The sequence below is a fragment of the Pararhodobacter sp. genome, assembly GCF_034676075.1.
Lineage (GTDB): Bacteria > Pseudomonadota > Alphaproteobacteria > Rhodobacterales > Rhodobacteraceae > Pararhodobacter.
The window spans coordinates 49,907-65,656 of record NZ_JAUCCQ010000005.1; the positions used below are offsets into that span (position 1 = coordinate 49,907).

Annotated in this window: 15 protein-coding genes; 7 read left to right on the top strand and 8 right to left on the bottom strand. The window is 68.0% G+C overall.

Annotated elements, in window-relative coordinates; all coding sequences use genetic code 11:
* Positions 1–33: 33 nt before the first annotated feature.
* The 8 genes from VDQ18_RS03575 to VDQ18_RS03610 form a co-directional block, all read right to left on the bottom strand.
* A complete protein-coding gene (locus VDQ18_RS03575; protein WP_323019643.1) occupies positions 34–1,092 on the bottom strand; it encodes a branched-chain amino acid ABC transporter permease in 1,059 nt (352 codons plus the stop codon).
* Positions 1,093–1,106: 14 nt separating this feature from the next.
* Positions 1,107–1,970, bottom strand: a complete 864-nt coding sequence (locus tag VDQ18_RS03580) for a branched-chain amino acid ABC transporter permease (protein ID WP_323019644.1) — start codon at positions 1,968–1,970, stop codon at positions 1,107–1,109.
* Positions 1,967–2,674: an ABC transporter ATP-binding protein gene (locus VDQ18_RS03585; protein ID WP_416235083.1), complete on the bottom strand. Its 708-nt coding sequence runs from the start codon at positions 2,672–2,674 to the stop codon at positions 1,967–1,969. The genes VDQ18_RS03580 and VDQ18_RS03585 overlap by 4 nt, the downstream gene beginning before the upstream one ends.
* A complete protein-coding gene (locus tag VDQ18_RS03590) occupies positions 2,671–3,384 on the bottom strand; it encodes an ABC transporter ATP-binding protein (protein ID WP_323019646.1) in 714 nt (237 codons plus the stop codon). The genes VDQ18_RS03585 and VDQ18_RS03590 overlap by 4 nt, the downstream gene beginning before the upstream one ends.
* Positions 3,385–3,441: 57 nt before the next feature.
* Positions 3,442–4,716, bottom strand: a complete 1,275-nt coding sequence (locus tag VDQ18_RS03595) for an ABC transporter substrate-binding protein (protein WP_323019647.1) — start codon at positions 4,714–4,716, stop codon at positions 3,442–3,444.
* 83 nt (positions 4,717–4,799) lie between these two features.
* A complete protein-coding gene (locus tag VDQ18_RS03600) occupies positions 4,800–5,456 on the bottom strand; it encodes a hypothetical protein (RefSeq protein ID WP_323019648.1) in 657 nt (218 codons plus the stop codon).
* The gene (locus VDQ18_RS03605) at positions 5,456–6,415 is read right to left on the bottom strand and encodes a glyoxalase (RefSeq protein WP_323019649.1); all 960 of its coding nucleotides are present in this window, start codon (positions 6,413–6,415) and stop codon (positions 5,456–5,458) included. Before VDQ18_RS03605 ends, VDQ18_RS03600 begins: the two co-directional genes overlap by 1 nt.
* A complete protein-coding gene (locus tag VDQ18_RS03610; protein ID WP_323019650.1) occupies positions 6,412–7,335 on the bottom strand; it encodes a dioxygenase in 924 nt (307 codons plus the stop codon). The genes VDQ18_RS03605 and VDQ18_RS03610 overlap by 4 nt, the downstream gene beginning before the upstream one ends.
* Before the next feature lie 378 nt (positions 7,336–7,713).
* On the opposite strand from VDQ18_RS03610, the gene VDQ18_RS03615 reads away from it, so the two are divergent.
* The 7 genes from VDQ18_RS03615 to VDQ18_RS03645 all read left to right on the top strand — a co-directional run bounded on the left by VDQ18_RS03615 (position 7,714) and on the right by VDQ18_RS03645 (position 15,750).
* Complete coding sequence (locus tag VDQ18_RS03615) at positions 7,714–8,901, top strand: FAD-dependent oxidoreductase (RefSeq protein WP_323019651.1); 1,188 nt, start codon at positions 7,714–7,716, stop codon at positions 8,899–8,901.
* A 46-nt stretch (positions 8,902–8,947) separates the two neighbouring features.
* On the top strand, positions 8,948–10,927 hold the full coding sequence (locus VDQ18_RS03620) for a TRAP transporter large permease subunit (RefSeq protein ID WP_323019652.1): 1,980 nt from the start codon (positions 8,948–8,950) through the stop codon (positions 10,925–10,927).
* 162 nt (positions 10,928–11,089) lie between these two features.
* Positions 11,090–12,262 carry an FAD-dependent oxidoreductase gene (locus VDQ18_RS03625; protein WP_323019653.1) on the top strand — a complete coding sequence of 391 codons (1,173 nt, stop codon included), beginning with the start codon at positions 11,090–11,092 and terminating at the stop codon, positions 12,260–12,262.
* Between the two features lie 66 nt (positions 12,263–12,328).
* Entirely contained in the window at positions 12,329–13,375 is a 1,047-nt protein-coding gene (dctP, locus tag VDQ18_RS03630; RefSeq protein ID WP_323019654.1) for a TRAP transporter substrate-binding protein DctP, read from the top strand.
* Positions 13,376–13,569: 194 nt separating this feature from the next.
* The gene (locus VDQ18_RS03635) at positions 13,570–14,448 is read left to right on the top strand and encodes an NAD(P)-dependent oxidoreductase (protein WP_323019655.1); all 879 of its coding nucleotides are present in this window, start codon (positions 13,570–13,572) and stop codon (positions 14,446–14,448) included.
* 75 nt (positions 14,449–14,523) lie between these two features.
* Positions 14,524–14,940, top strand: a complete 417-nt coding sequence (locus tag VDQ18_RS03640; RefSeq protein WP_323019656.1) for a cupin domain-containing protein — start codon at positions 14,524–14,526, stop codon at positions 14,938–14,940.
* A 9-nt stretch (positions 14,941–14,949) separates the two neighbouring features.
* Positions 14,950–15,750, top strand: a complete 801-nt coding sequence (locus VDQ18_RS03645; RefSeq protein WP_323019657.1) for an N-acyl homoserine lactonase family protein — start codon at positions 14,950–14,952, stop codon at positions 15,748–15,750.

Here is a 15,750-nt window from a genome sequence, read left to right on the forward strand (position 1 = left end):
AGGGGGGCGGGCGCCTGGCGCTCGCCCCCGCGCTTAATCCCCGGTCGGGCCGACCAGCCGGTGGCGGATCGGGAACAGATGCCACCCGGTCCGCGCCGACAACAACCCCCAGAGGCCCTTCGGCGCGAAGATCATCGCCACGATGGCGGTCAGGCCCAGCGTCAGCAGATACCAGGAGCCGTAATCGGCCAGCGTGCTGCGCAGGGCGAAGAACACCAGCACCCCCAGGATCGGGCCCTCGATGGTGCCGATCCCGCCGATCACCACGATGAAGATGACATAGGCCGTCCAGTCGGTGATGGCGAAGGCCGCGTCGGGCGAGATGCGGGCGGTCTGCAGGAAGATCAGCGCGCCGGTGAGGCCGGTCGCGACCGAGGCGATCAGGAACACCGCCCATTTCAGCCAGCGCACGTCGACGCCGACCGAACCCGCGGCCTCGGCATTGTCGCGCACGGCGATCAGGGCAAGGCCCAGACGGCTGCGCAGAAGCGCGTAGATCCCGGCGATCAGCGCCACGGCCAGCAGCAGCGCGATCCAATAGGCCAGGATGTCCCGCGCCGCCGCGTCCCGCACGCCGAAAAGTTCCGCCACCTGCGCCACGCCCATCATGTCGCTGGTCGCGGCGCGGGGCAGCGAGGTGCCGGTGCCGCCGCCCAAAGCCTTCCATTGCGCGACCAGCAGCCGCGTCGTCTCGGCAATCACCCAGGTGCCGATGGCGAAATAGGCGCCGTGCAGGCGGAAGGCGAAGAACGCCATGGGGATGGCCAGCACGAGGCCCGCGGCACCGCCCAGCAGGATGGCCAGCAGCGGGTCCATGCCGCCCAGGATCACGCCGCCGAACAGGGCATAGGCGCCGATGCCGACGAAGGCCTGCTGCCCGACCGACACCAGCCCGCCATAGCCCGCCAGCAGGTTCCAGATCTGGGCGAGCGACAGCATGGTCAGGATATAGAACAGGTCCTGGATCAACCGGCGCGAAGCGAAGGCGGGCAGGACCAGCCCGGCGACGATCAGCGCCAGCGCCAGAAGCGCCACGAGGGTTCCGGTGCGGGTCCGCGTCGTCGCGCGCCAGGGGGCGGAGGGGGAAGACATCGGCAAGCTCCGTTTCAATCGCGGGCGCGGGGGAACAGCCCGCGCGGCCGGACCAGCAGCACGAGAAGGAAGGCGAGGTGCCCGGCGAGGATCTGCCATTCGGGATTGACCGCGGCGCCCAAAGTCTGTGCCACGCCGATGATGACGCCGCCCGCCAGCGTCCCCCAGAGGCTGCCGAGCCCGCCGATGATCACCGCCTGGAAGGCATAGATCAGCCGGGCGGGTCCGATGGCCGGGTCGAAATTGGCCCGGGTGCCGAGGTAGAGCGCGGCGACGGTGACGACCATCATGGCGAGGCCGGTGGCGACAGCGAAGACCTTCATCGGCTCGATCCCCATCAGCCCCGCCGTGACCGGATCGTCCGAGGTGGCGCGGAACGACCGGCCAAGCGGCGTGCCATAGATCACTCGGTTCAGGATGACGATGACCAGCACGGCCGAGGCGAAGGTCAGGACCGGCATCACCCCCACGGTGACCGGCCCCAGCGCGACCGAAGCGCCCTCAAGATCCGGGTTCGGGATGCGGCGGCTGTCGGCCGAGAAGCCCTCGAGCAGGGCGTTCTGGATGGCGATCGACAGCCCGAAGGTGACCAGCAGCGGCGGCAGGATATCGGGGCCCAGCACCCGGTTCAGCACCACCCGTTGCAGCAGCCAGCCGAGGACGAACATCAAGGGTGCGGCGATCAGCACCGCCAGCCAGGGCGACAGGCCCAGCCCGGTGACCAGCACCAGAATGAGGTAGGCGGCCAGCACGATCATGTCGCCATGCGCGAGGTTCACCAGTCGCATGATGCCGAAGACCAGGCTGAGCCCGGTGGCGAAGAGGGCATAGAGCCCGCCCAGCAGGATCCCCTGCACGATGGTATCCAGCCAGATCATGCGTGGCCTCCGAAATAGGCGCTGTGGATCGCCTCGCGCGTCAGCTCCGCCGGGGTGCCGCTGAGGGTGACGCGCCCCTCCATCAGGCAATAGACCCGGTCGGCGACGCGCAGCGCCTGGGTGATGTCCTGTTCCACCACGATGACCGCCGCGCCCGACTCGCGGATGCGCGGCAGGGCGGCGTAGATGTCGCGGATCACGACCGGGGCCAGGCCCAGGCTGATCTCGTCGCAGAGCAGCAATTCCGGGTTCGACATCAGCGCCCGGCCGATGGCCACCATCTGCTGTTGTCCGCCCGACAGCGCCGTGCCCGGCACTGCGCGCTTTTCGCGCAGGATCGGGAACAGGGCATAGATGCTGTCGAGCGACCATTGCCCGCTGCCGCGCCGCTTCTGGCCGCCGATCAGCAGGTTCTCCTCGACCGAGAGCGAGGGGAAGAGCTTGCGCCCCTCGGGCACCATGGCGATGCCGCGTTGCAAGATGGCGGCGGAACTCAGCGCGCCGATGGGGTCGCCCTTGTGCCGGATCATGTCGGGCGCGTTGGGCAGGACCCCGGCGATGGAGCGCATCAGCGTGGATTTGCCGGCCCCGTTCGCGCCGATGATGGCGACGCATTCGCCGGCATCGACCCGGATATCGACGCCGAACAGCGCCCGGAACCGGCCATAGCCCGCGTCGAGGGATCGGGTTTCCAGCAGCATCAGACCTCGATCCCCAGATAGATTTCGCGCACCTCGCGGGACGCCATGATGTCCTCGGGCTCGCCCACGCCAATGAGCCGCCCGAAATCGAGGACGGCGAGGCGTTCGACCACCGAGGTGAGGGCGTGCAGCACATGCTCGATCCAGATGATCGTGGTGCCGCCCGCGTGGATGGTGCGGATCGTCTCGACCAGCGCGCGGCATTCGCCCTCGGTCAGGCCGCCCGCGATCTCGTCCAAGAGCAGCAGTTCCGGCCCGGTGGCCAGCGCCCGGGCCAGTTCCAGCCGCTTGCGGTCGAGAAGGCTCAATTCCCCCGCCAGCTGGTTGGCGCGGGCCAGCATGCCGGTCTCGCGCAGGATCTCGGCGCAATCGTGGACCGCGCGGTCATGGGCGGCGGCGCCGCCGAACCGGGCGGCGGTCAGCAGGTTCTCAAAGACGGTCAGCCCCTCGAACGGCTGCGGGATCTGGAAGCTGCGCCCGACCCCCATGCGCACCCGCTTCATCGCGGGTAGGCGGGTCACGTCCTGGCCCCTCAGCTCGATCCGGCCGGAACTGACCATGAGGTTGCCGGTGATCAGGTTGAAGAGCGTGGATTTCCCGGCGCCATTCGGGCCGATGATGCCCAGAGCCTGCCCCTTGGGCACGCTCAGGCTGACGCCATCGGTGACGGTCAGCGCGCCAAAGGATTTCGACACATTGTCGAGGGTGAGCATCGTCTGCATCCCTTCAGGACGGAAGCGGGGCGGCGGCGGTCGCCGCCCCGGCAGGAATCAGCCCAGTGGCTGCATCGTGTCGGCGGTCGGGATCTGCGGCGCGATGCCGTTCTCGACACAGACCAGATCGAAGCCGCCATCCTCGCGCCGGCGCCACTGACCGCCGACCAGCGGCGTCTTGCAGACGTTGGCGGCGGCGAAATCGGGCACGCCCTCGCCGTTCCAGGCGACATGGCCGACCATGGTCTCAAGATCCGTCGCGGCGATGGCGGCGGCGACTTCCTCGGGATCCTCGGGGCTGGTCACGCGGCCCATCACGTCCGAGGCGACCTCGAACAGCGAATGGATGAAGCCGATGGGCTGGGTCCAGGGGCGGCCGCTGTCAGCCTCGTAATCCTCGGCCAGCTCCCGCGCCGATTGCCCGGTCAGGGACGAGCGGAACGGATGCGACGGCGACCACCAGATCTCGCACGACAGGTTGTGCCCGGCCGCGCCCAGCGTTTCCACCGATTGCGGGAAGAGCAGCGCCTTCGCCACCGAAATGGCCTTGGGGCTGAAGCCCTGCTGGCGGGCCTGGTTCCAGAAGGTGGTGAAGTCGGGCGGGATCACCACGCCGGTGACGATCTCGGCATTCGCGGCCTTGAAGGCGTTGATCTGCGCGGTGAAATCGTCGCTGAGGTTCTGATAGCGGCCCGGGTCATGGGTGGTGTAGCCCGCCGCGGCATAGATCGCGGGCAGGCCGAGGTTCGGGTCGCCCAGCGCGTTGCCGTCGGCGTCGTTGGGGAAAAGCCCGCCGATCTGCTTGTTGGTCTCCAGCTGGTTCCACATGGCGGTGAAGACCGCGCCCATGTCCTCCATCCCCCAGAAATAATGGAAGGCGAAGTCGAAGGGGCGCCAGCTGGCGGGATCGCCTGGGTTGCCCTGCTGGCCGATGAACCAGGGCTGCCAGGGCGCCTTGGTCGAGATGACCGGGATCCCCTCGGCCTCGCAGGTGGTGGCGACGGGGTTGGTGTTCTCGGGCGTCGAGGCGACCAGCATCAGGTCGATCTCGTCCGAGATGATCAGATCCTTGGCCACATCCGCGGCCCGGGTCGGGTTGGACTGGCTGTCCTTGACGATGACCTCGAAGTTCTGGCCCGCCTCGGTCGCCAGGAACCGGGCGATGTTATAGGCGTCGCTTTCGGCGAAACCGGCCAGCGGCCCGGTCTGCGGCGAGACATAGCCCAGCTTGATCTTGCGGCCCTGGGCGATGGCCGGCGCGGCAAGGCCCGAGGCGGCGAGCGTGAGCCCGGTCGCCGAGGTGGTGGTCAGGAATCTGCGTCTCGTGAACATGGTAATCCTCCCTTGGTTGCAGTGCCGTCTCGTCGTCTTGGCGGGATGCGGCGCCCTCCCGGCCCCGCATCCCGGCGTCGTTCTCAGCGCGGGGCCGCCAGGGCGGGCGCACGGCCTGCGACCAGATCGGCCAGCAGGGACCCGAGCATGGCGATTTCCGCCCCGGCGACCTCGTGCCCGCGGCCGGGGAACAGATCGGCCCTGAGCTGCGTGCCCCGCATTCCCAGCGCCTGCGCCGCTTCGGCGAAGGCATGGACCGGGATCCACGGATCGGCGTCGCCGCCGGTCAGATAGACCGGCAGGCCCGGGGGCAGGGCGTCGTCGCGGGCGCAACCCGGCGTGCCGACCCGGCAGCCGGTGAGGGCCGCCAGCGCCTCGGGCGCCGGGGCGCCCGAGAAAGCGTATTCCAGCGACAGGCATGCCCCCTGCGAGAACCCGGCCAGCAACAGCGGCAGGCCGGGATATTCGGCGCGGAAGGCGGCAATCTCGGCACCCAGCTGGGCGAGCGAGGCGGCCAGCTGCGCCCGGCAATCCGGTACCAGCGGGTCCACCGCCTTCGCGTCATACCAGGCGCCGCGCTCGGCGCGGGGCAGGTGGAAGGCCACCCCCGGCGCGTCGAGCCGCGCCAGGACATGGCTTTCCATCTCTTCGGGCGACTGGCTGCGGCCGTGGACGAAGACGCAAAGCGCCTTCGCCCCGGGGCCCAGCGCGCCGCGCCGCAGGGGGCCGGTCTGGGCCATCAGACGAACGCGGCCTCTTCCAGACCCGAGCGCAGCTCGTCCTCGCGGTTCTTGAACCACGGCGGGAACACCAGGGTCTTGCCGATCTCGCCGGGGGCCTCGTCCTTGGCCCAGCCTTCGGGCGTGGTCCAGGCGAGTTCGAACAGCGCACCGCCCGGGCTGCGGACGTAGCAGGACTTGAAGTACATCCGGTCCTTCTGTTCCGAGATGTCGGTGAAGCCCAACCCCTCGATATGGGCGCGCAGTTTCAGCTGGCTTTCCTCGTCGCCGGTGTTCAGCGCGATGTGGTGGATCGTCCCGCCCGAAAGCGTCCAGGTCCCCTGGGGCGAGCTGCGGTCGTCGATCACCTCGACCCGCTGGATCACGCCATTGGCGTCCGGCACGCGGTAGACGGTGCCCTCGTGGTTGTCGGCCTCCTTGGTCAGGGGCAGGGCGATGGTCAGGAAGTCATCCATCGCGGTGCGGTCGAAACAGGCGACCAGACCGCCATAGATTCCCTTGATGCCATGCGCCTTGCCGATGCCCTGGGTGGCGTTGGTGATCGGCTCGCGCGGGTCGCTGTCGCTTTCCACCAGCTCGTGCGGGATGCCGCAGGGATGGGCAAAGGCCACGCGGTCGGCGCCGAAACGGGTGATCTTCTTGGCCTCGATGCCGCGGCCATTCAGGCGGTCGACCCAGAAATCGGCCGCGCCCATCGGGATGGCCTGCATGATGGTGCGGGCCTGGTTGGTGCCGCGCCGGCCGTAAACCCCGGGCTTGCGGAACGGGAAGGTGGTGATGATGGTCGAGGCATCGCCGTTGGGCGAGCCGTAGTACAGGTGGTAGACGGGGATCACGCCGTCGAACAGCACGGTGCGCTTGACCGAATGCAGACCGAGATCCTTGGTGTAGAAGTCAAAGTCTTCCTGGGCACCGTCGGTCGACATGGTCAGGTGATGATAACCGCTGATTTGGCTCATAGTCGGGCTCCTCCCACTGGGCCGGATGCGCGCTGTCCCTCAGGACAGAGCACGAGGTTGAGGTCGAGCGCATGGCGGCGGGGTCCATCGGGGGACGCCAGCATGCGGAACTCGGCCAGAAGTTCGGGTTTGACCCCGAAGACGGCATCCCGACCGATGGCGGGATCCGCCCGGTCGAAAATCTGGGTGGTGAGCGTCTGGAACCCGGGGGCCGAGACGCGGAAATGCAGATGGGCGGGCCGGTCGAGCGACAGGCCCAGCCGGGTCAGCAGCGCCGCCACCGGCCCGTCGCCGGGCAGGGCGTAGCCCGCGGGCCGGATCGTGGTGAAGGCGAACGCGCCGCGCTCGTCGGCGGTCAGGCGGCCGCGCAGGTTGAACTCGGGTTGCAGGTCGGGTTCCTGATTCTCGTAAAGGCCCTGGGCATTGGCGTGCCAGACCTCGACCAGCGCGCCCGCGACGGGGGCGTGGTCCAGCCCGGTGACCCGGCCGGTGACCGCCATCGCCTCGCCCCGCCCGTCGAGCGAGAGGCTGCCGCCCAGCGGCACCTCGGGCGCGTCGGCGCGGTAGAAGGGACCGGCGGGCGTGTTCGGCGTGGCACCCGGCGGGCGGGGGGTGTTCAGATCCTCGACCGCGGCCGAAAGCCCCAGCGCATCGGCCAGCAACACCCATTCCTGGCGCCGCGGGTCGGTGTGATAGCCCACGTCGGTGAGGAAGCCGACCAGCGCCCGCAGGTCGTCGGCATCGGGGCGCAGCTCGTCCATCAGCGCCTGCAGGTGATCCGCCACCGCCATCATCGCCGCCACTAGCCGGGCCTGCGACGGATCGGCCGCGGCCGGGCCCCGGGCAATGCGGGCCCGGAAGGCGCCAAGCGGCGACAGGCATTCCTCGGCCTCGGACGGACTCGGCGCGGCGTGACGCATGATCGGGGGACCTCCCAGCTCCCGCCCTAACGATGGCCGAAGAATGCGCCCCGGGTGATGAAATGAACGCCGTGCAATATAGCGGTTTGCTATGTTGCCGCCGGTGGGATAGCCGAGGCGGTGGAGCGGGCAGGCGTGGGCGGGCTGATCACGGCCCGTGGCGTTCCCGGCGATGAACTGTATAGCGTCGGGCTATGTTAACCCCGACACTGCGCATTTGACTTCCCGCCCTTGCTGTTTCGATACTGCCGCCGATTTCGCCCCCGGCCTCAGGGCGGACCCCGGACAGGCGGGGCGGGCGCATCAGGTCGGTTGACATCGCGCCGAAGCGGTTAGTAGTATCATCATACAATCATACTCACGCCTGGGGAGGAGCCCGTGGGAACTCAACATGTGCTGGTCGCCGGTGGCGGCCCGGCGGGATTCATCACCGCCCTCGGACTGGCCGGCCGCTACGGGATCAAGGTGACGTTGGTCGAGGCCGAGCCGCAGATCGTCAATTCGCCCCGCGCGATGGTCTATCACTGGTCGGTCCTGCAGGGGCTCGAGGATCTGGGCATCCTGCAAGAGGCCATGGATCGCGGTTTTACCAAGCAGGATTACAGCTTCGTCGTCCACCGCACCGACGAGCGGATCCATTGGTCGCTCGACGCGCTCGAATCAGTCACCAAGCATCCCTACAACCTGCATCTGGGCCAGAACGATCTGGCCGAGATCGCCTGCCGTCGGCTGCAAACTAACCCGCTGGCGTCGATTCGCTTCGGCACGAAGATCACCGATCTGGCGCAGGACGACCACGGCGTGACGGCCTCCCTGCAAGGGCCCGAAGGCACCACCGAAGAGCGGTTCGACTGGGTGATCGGCGCGGATGGCGGCGGCAGCACGGTGCGCGAGAAGATCCTGAAGATGAATTTCTTCGGCATCACCTGGCCCGAGCGATTCGTCGCCACCAACGTCAAGCTGCCGTTCGAGGCCTACGGCTATGCCCGGGCCAACATGATCATGGACGATATCTATGGCGCGATCATCGCCAAGATCGACCGCGACGACCTGTGGCGCGTCACCTTCATGGAGGACGCGGGCCTGCCGCTCGACACGATCCGCGACCGGATTCACCATTTCTATCAGGCCTATGTGCCGGGGATCGAGCGCGACGCCTATGACCTCGTGCAATTCTCGCCCTACCGGATGCACCAGCGCTGCGCCGATACGATGCGGGTGGGGCGCGTGGTGCTGGTGGGCGATGCCGCGCATATCACCAACCCCACGGGCGGGCTGGGGCTGACCTCGGGCCTGTTCGATTCGTATTTCCTGACCGAGATCATGAACGCCATCGTCAACGAAGGCGCCTCGCATGACCTGCTCGACCGCTATTCCGACGAGCGGCGGCGCATCTTCCTCGAGATCGCCTCGCCCCAGGCCAGCCGCAACAAGCAGCGGGTGTTCCACGCCTACGAGGGCGCGTGGTTCGACCGCGAACTGACCCAGGTCCGGCGGCTGGCGACGGATCGCGACGCGGTGATGGCGCAGGCGACCTTCACGCGGCAGCTGCAATCCACGCTCTGAGCCCGCCCGGGCTCTTAGTTCCCCCTTCCTTTCAGCGAGGCCCCCGATGACCCGGACCGAGACCGATACGGGAGAGATCGCCGCCGACCCGGCGCTGCAGGCACCGGCTCCGGAGCCGGTGCCGCCGTCCCGGGTCCGCGATGCGCTGGCGGCGATGGATGAAGGCGTCGGCCGGGTGGCGCGGGTCGTCGCCACCGCCGGTGCCCTGACCATGCTGGGGGTGGCGCTGGTCACGACCTTCGATGTCGTGATCCTGCGCTGGATCTTCAACGCGCCGATCCCCGGCTCGAACGAGATCTTCCACACCGTGTTTCCGACCGCCATCGCCGCGGTGCTGGCGGCGGGCCTCTCGGCCCGGGCGACGCTGGAGATCGACCTGCTGGGCCTGATGCTGAAGGCAAGGACCATCGCCTGGCTTCGCGCCTTCGGGGCGGTGCTGTTCACCGTGACCGTGGCGCTGATCGCCTATGCGGTCTGGCGGCAGACGCTCTCCGCCTTCAATCAGGGCAAGGTCACGACGATCATGCAATGGCGGCTCTGGCCCTGGTATTCGGTCATCACCGCCTTCTTCGTCCTCTGCATTCCGGCGCAGCTGATGGTGGCGCTGCGGGCTTCGGCCGATCTGACCCGCCGCTGGTATGTCGGCGTGATCGTCGTCTTCGCGTTGGGGCTGGGCCTGTCGGCCGGGGCGGTCTGGCTGTTCCTGTCGCTGCAGACCTTCTTCCTGATGAACATGCTGACGGCAGCCGCGGCGCTGGTCGGCCTCCTCTGGGTGCTGATGCTGCTCTATGTGCCGCTGGCCGCGGCGCTCACCGCCTGCGCCACGCTGGGGATCCTGGGCATCTTCGGCCCGATGCAGGCGGTCAACATCGCCGGGGCCGAGACCAAGGGCCTGCTCATCAGCCTCGACCTGGCGGTGGTGCCCTTCTTCCTGATGATGGGCGGTTTCGCCGTGCAAAGCGGCATGTCGCGCGACATCTACGCCTTCGCGCAGGCGATCTTCGCGCCGTTCCGGGGCGGGCTGGCGCTGGCCACCATCGGCGGCTCGGCGGGCTTCGGGGCGCTGACCGGCTCGTCCGTCGCCACCGTCGCCACCATCGGCTCGGTCGCTTATCCCGAGATGGAGCGCCGCGGCTATTCGCCGAAACTGGCGGCAGGCGCCATCACCTCGGGCGGGACGCTGGGCCAATTGCTGCCGCCCTCGACCGTCGCCGTGGTCTATGCGCTGCTGGTCGAACAATCCATCGGCGCGATCTACATCGCCATGCTGATCCCGGCCCTGATGACGGTGATCTTCTACATGATCGCCATCGGTCTGACGGTCACCTTCGTCCCCTCGGCCGCGCCGCAGGGCGAGCCCTGGAACGGGCGCGAGATCGTGACCAGCGGCCTGCGGTCGCTGCCGGTGGTGGTGATGTTCCTGCTGGTCTTCGGCGGCATCTTCTTCGGCATCTGCACCGCGACCGAGGCCGCGGGGCTGGGCGCCGTCATCGCCTTCGCCATCCTCGTGCTCCGTGGCGGGCTCAAAGGCGGCGGGTTCTGGAAGGTCATGGCCGAGACCACGCGCTCCACCTCGATGATCTACTTCCTGATCATCGGCGCGCTGATCACCACCTTCCTCTTCTCGGCGACCGGGCTTTCCACGGCGATGACCGATGCCGTCGCCGGGCTGAACGCGCCGGGCTGGGTGATCGTGGTCATGCTCTGCGCGGGCTACATCCTGCTGGGCTTCATCCTCGACAGCATGGCGATCATGATGATCACCGCCAGCCTGACCGCCGGGATCGTCGGCGCCTATGGTTACGACCCGATCTGGTGGGCGGTGATCATGGTCGTGGTGGTCGAGATCGGCGTGATGACGCCGCCCTTCGGCCTGAACCTGTTCATGCTGAAATCGGTGGCACCGAAACTGCCGCTCAGCCAGCTCTATGCCGGGGTCATGCCCTTCCTGGTGGCCGACCTGATCAAGCTGGCGCTGCTGATCGGCTTCCCGATGCTGATCCTCTGGCTGCCCGGGTTCCTCTGACCCGGGCGATTCGCCAAGGCCGGAGCAGGGCGGTGTTCGCCCTGCGCAAGGCGCTGAAATCAGGCCGTTTTATTGTGTCTCCCGGGCGCGATGCGCGATTGACAGCACGGCATCCCGGTATCTAGCATATCGTATTATTGTATCACTAATCGGAGGGTCGAGATGCAGCATGTCCTGGTCGTCGGAGGCGGGCCCGTCGGGTTCCTGACCGCGCTGGGCCTTGCGCAACGCGGCCTCAGGGTCACGCTGGTCGAGGCCGAGCCGGATATCGTTAACTCCCCCCGCGCCGCGGTCTATCACTGGTACGTGCTGGAGGGCCTGAAGCAGCTGGGCATCCTGGACGAGGCGCTGGAAACCGGCTTCGCCAAGCAGGATTACTGCCATTTCGTGTTCCGCACCAATGAACGCATCCATTGGTCGCTGGCGCCCCTGGCCGAGGTCGCGCCCTATCCCTTCAACCTGCATCTCGGCCAGAACGATCTGGCCCGCATCGCCTGCCGTCACCTTGAGCGCTTCGCCAGTGCCGAGGTCCGTTTCGCGACCCGTCTCACCGATCTGACGCAGGACGCCAGCGGCGTCACCGCGCGCCTGTCCGGTCCCGGGGGCGAGACGGTCGAGCGGTTCGACTGGCTGATCGGCGCCGATGGCGGCGGCAGCACGGTGCGCGAGAAGTCCCTCAAGCTCAATTTCTTCGGGATCACCCATCCCGAACGCTTCATCGCCACCAATGTCCGGCTGCCGTTCGAATCCTTCGGCTATGCGCGGGCCAATATGGTGATGGACGATGTGCATGGCGCGATCATTGCCAAGCTCGACAAGTCCGACCTCTGGCGCGTCACTTTCATGGAGGATGCGTCGCAGCCCCTCGACACCGTGACCGAACGGATCGACGCCTTCTACCGCGCCTATGCGCCGGGGGTCGAAGAGTATGAGCTGGTGCAATATTCACCCTACCGGATGCACCAGCGCTGTGCCGACACCATGCGGGTGGGGCGGGTGATCCTGGCCGGGGACGCGGCGCATATCACCAACCCCACCGGGGGGCTCGGCCTGACCTCGGGGCTGCTGGACCTCTACTTCCTGCTCGATATCCTCAACGCCATCGTCAACGAGGGGGCCTCGCCCGACCTTCTCGACCGCTATTCCGACGAAAGGCGCCGGATCTTTCTGGAGATCGCCTCGCCCCGCGCGGTCCAGAACAAGCAGATGATCTTTCACGCACATGCCGGACGCCTGCTGGACACGCAGGTGCAGGCCGTCCGCCGCCTCGCGACCGATCCCGACGCCGTTCGGGCGCAGGTCCCGTTTGCCCGCTCGATGCAGTCCAGCCTTTAGGGCGGGCGGGGCCAAGATCCGATCCGGCGCGCGCCGGTCGGCCAATTCACTCTGGGAGGAGAGACCATGACGACCACGACCAAGACCGCGAGCCGCCGGTTCGCCCGCAGCCTGACCGCGGCGCTGGCCCTGTCGCTGCTGCCGATGGCGGCGCCCGCGCAGCAGCACCTGCGCTTCGCCACCGCGCAGGCGCCCGACAGCATCATCATGCGCTGCTGCTATCAGCCCTGGATCGACGCCCTGAACGAGGGTTCGAACGGCACGCTGGACGTGGCCCCCTATCCGCCGCCCTTCGCCGCGGCTGACAACATGTGGGACCGGGTGACGGCCGGCGTGGCCGATATCGGCAACATGATCACCTATGCCACCGGCCTGCCGTTCCAGCGCACCGCCGTCGCCTCGCTGCCGGGTCTGGCGTCGAATGCCGAGGCCGCCTCGGCCGCGCTCTGGCGGCTTTACGAACAGGGCATGCTGGACGACACCTTCGAGGAGGTGCATGTGCTCGGCCTCTATACGCCGATGGCGCTGTCGCTCTATTCGCGCACGCCCGTGCAATCGCTGGACGATCTGGCCGGGATGCGCGTGCGCTCGACCGGGCGCGAGACCTCGGCCGCGCTGGAAGCGCTGGGCGCCTCGCCGGTGTCGATTTCGTTCAGCGAGGCCTATCAGGCGATCAGCCGCGGCGTCGTGGATGGCGCGGTGGGCAACGGCAATTCGCTGGTCGTCTTCCGCTTCAACGAGATGCTGGAATACGAGGTCGACAACGTCTCGTTCGGCCTGTCGGTCATCGCCTTCATCATGAACCGCGACAGCTATGCCAATCTCGAACCCGAGGCCCGCGCCTCGATCGACGCCTGGAGCGGCGAGCGCCTGTCGCGCCATCTGGGCCGCGAACAGGATGTGCTGCGCGCGCAGTTCAACGACCAGCTGATCGAAGCCGGCACGCTGCACCAATACTCGCTGCCCGATGAAGAGCGCGCGCTCTGGCTGGAGCGTCTGGCGCCGATCACCGAGACCTGGCTGGCCGAGACGGACAACGGGCAGGCGGTCTATGACGCCTTCGTCGCCGAATACACCGCTATCCTGGCCGAGATCGAGGCCGCGGCGAACTGATCGCCGCCGCCCGAACCGGGGACCAGGGGGCAGGGGGCGATCGACCACGTCGGTCGCCCCCTTTCCGTGCCGGGGCCGCAATCCCCGCTGCCGATCAGCAAAAAAACACCGCTTTGAAAAGAACTTGGCGGTCAGGCGTTGCAGCAGAGAATATTGTATTATAGTATGATCATAGAGATTCTGGAGGAACGGGAATGGGCAGAACGATCGGCTTCATCGGGGTTGGGAACATGGGCCGTCCGATGGCGGAGCGGCTGATGGCGGCCGGTTTCGATCTGGTGATCCACGACGCCAATGCGGCGGCGGTGGCATCGCTGGTCGAAGCCGGCGCGCGGTCGGTCGCCAGCGCCGAGGCTCTGAGCGATGCGGTCGATACGGTGTTCCTGTCCCTGCCGACGCCGCCGATTGTCGAGGCGGTCGGCCGCCAGTTGCAGGGCAAGGCGCTGCGCCGGGTGATCGACCTGTCCACCACCGGGCCGCAGAAGTCGCGCGAACTCTCGGCCGCGCTGGGTGCGCGGGGCGTGCGCTGGCTGGACAGCCCGGTCAGCGGCGGGGTCGGCGGTGCCGTGGCCGGGACGCTGGCGGTGATGTTCTCGGGCCCGCGCGAGGATTTCGACGATCTTCAGGACATGCTGAAGGCGCTCGGCAAGCCCTTCTACATCGGCGCCGAGCCCGGTCTCGCGCAGACCATGAAGCTGGTGAACAACTGCCTGTCGGCGGCGGCGATGACGCTTTCGTCCGAGGCGGTGGTGATGGGCGTGAAGGCCGGGATCGACGCCCGTACCGTGGTCGATGTGATCAACGCGGGCAGCGGGCGCAACACCGCGACCATGCAGAAATTCCCGCAATCCATCCTCAACGGCGCCTTCGACTATGGCTTCCACACCGGGCTGATGCAGAAGGACGTGGCGCTTTTCGTGCGCACGGCCGAGGAGCTGGGGCTGGACCTGCCGGGCTGCCGCTCGGTGCTGGCCGCCTGGGACGAGGCGCTGGAAAAGCTGGGCGCGGGGTCGGATTTCACCCGCATCGTCACCCTGACGGAAGAGCGCGCCGGGGTTCAGGCGCGGGGTTGAGCATCGCCCGGGCGGGCGGCGCGCGCCTTCCGCCCGGGAGGGCCCCGGTCCGCCGGGGCGACAGGGAGGGATACCATGATCGAGATCTCGCGCAGCGGGACCCGGGCCTCGTTCCGGGCGCCAGCCAGCCGCTTCAGCGGCGCCGTCTGGCAGGACCAGATCGTCAAGATGCCGAAGCCCGGGCTTCTGTCGTCGAATGTCGTGACCTTCGAGCCCGGCGCGCGCACCGCCTGGCACACGCATCCGATGGGGCAGGCGCTGTTCGTGACCGCCGGGCAGGGGCTGATCCAGCGCTGGGGCGCGGCGGCCGAGGTCATCAACCCCGGCGACAGCATCTGGATCCCGCCCGGAGTCAAGCATTGGCACGGCGCGACCTCGACCGTCGCCATGACCCATATCTCGATGCAGGAAAGCGAGGACGGCCAGGTCGCCGACTGGCTGGAATTGGTCAGCGACGCCGAGTATGCCGCCACCCAGGCGCCGCAGGGCTGAGGGCGGGCGATGTCCATCGAACCCTACGAGGTCTTCGCCGTCAAATACGGCCATAACGCCGCGGCGACGGCGGCCGGGAACCATCTGGGCGGCGATCCGCACGACGGGCCGATGCCGCTCGATTATTTCGTCTGGGCGATCCGGGGCAACGGGCGGACCTTCGTGCTGGATACCGGCTATGACAAGGCGATGGGCGAGAAGCGCGGCCGCGCGCATCTGCGCTGCCCGGGCGAGGGGCTCAGCGCCCTGGGCATCAACCCGGACACGGTCGAGGACGTGATCCTCTCGCACATGCATTTCGACCATTGCGGCAATCACACGCTGTTCCCGCGCGCGCGCTACCATCTGCAAGACGCCGAGATGGAATATTGCACCGGGCGCTGCATGTGCCACGGCGCGCTGCGTCATCCCTTCGAGAAGGAAGATGTGACCGACATGGTGGGCAAGGTCTTCGACGGCCGCGTCACCTTCCATGACGGCGAGAGCGAACTGGCCCCGGGCCTCACGCTGCACAAGATCGGCGGGCATTCCAAGGGCTTGCAGGTCGTGCGGGTGATGACGCGGCGCGGCTGGATGGTGCTGGCCTCGGACGCGAGCCATTTCTATTCCAACATGGAGACCGGGCGCGCCTTCCCGATCCTGCACAGCCTGGCCGATACGCTCGAAGGCTATGACCGGCTCTACGCGCTGGCCAGCGACCGCCGGGGCGTGATCCCGGGCCATGATCCGCTGGTCCTTGCCCGCTATCCCGCCGCCGCGCCCGGGCTCGAGGGCATCGCCGCCCGGCTCGACGCCGACCCGAGGGAGTGA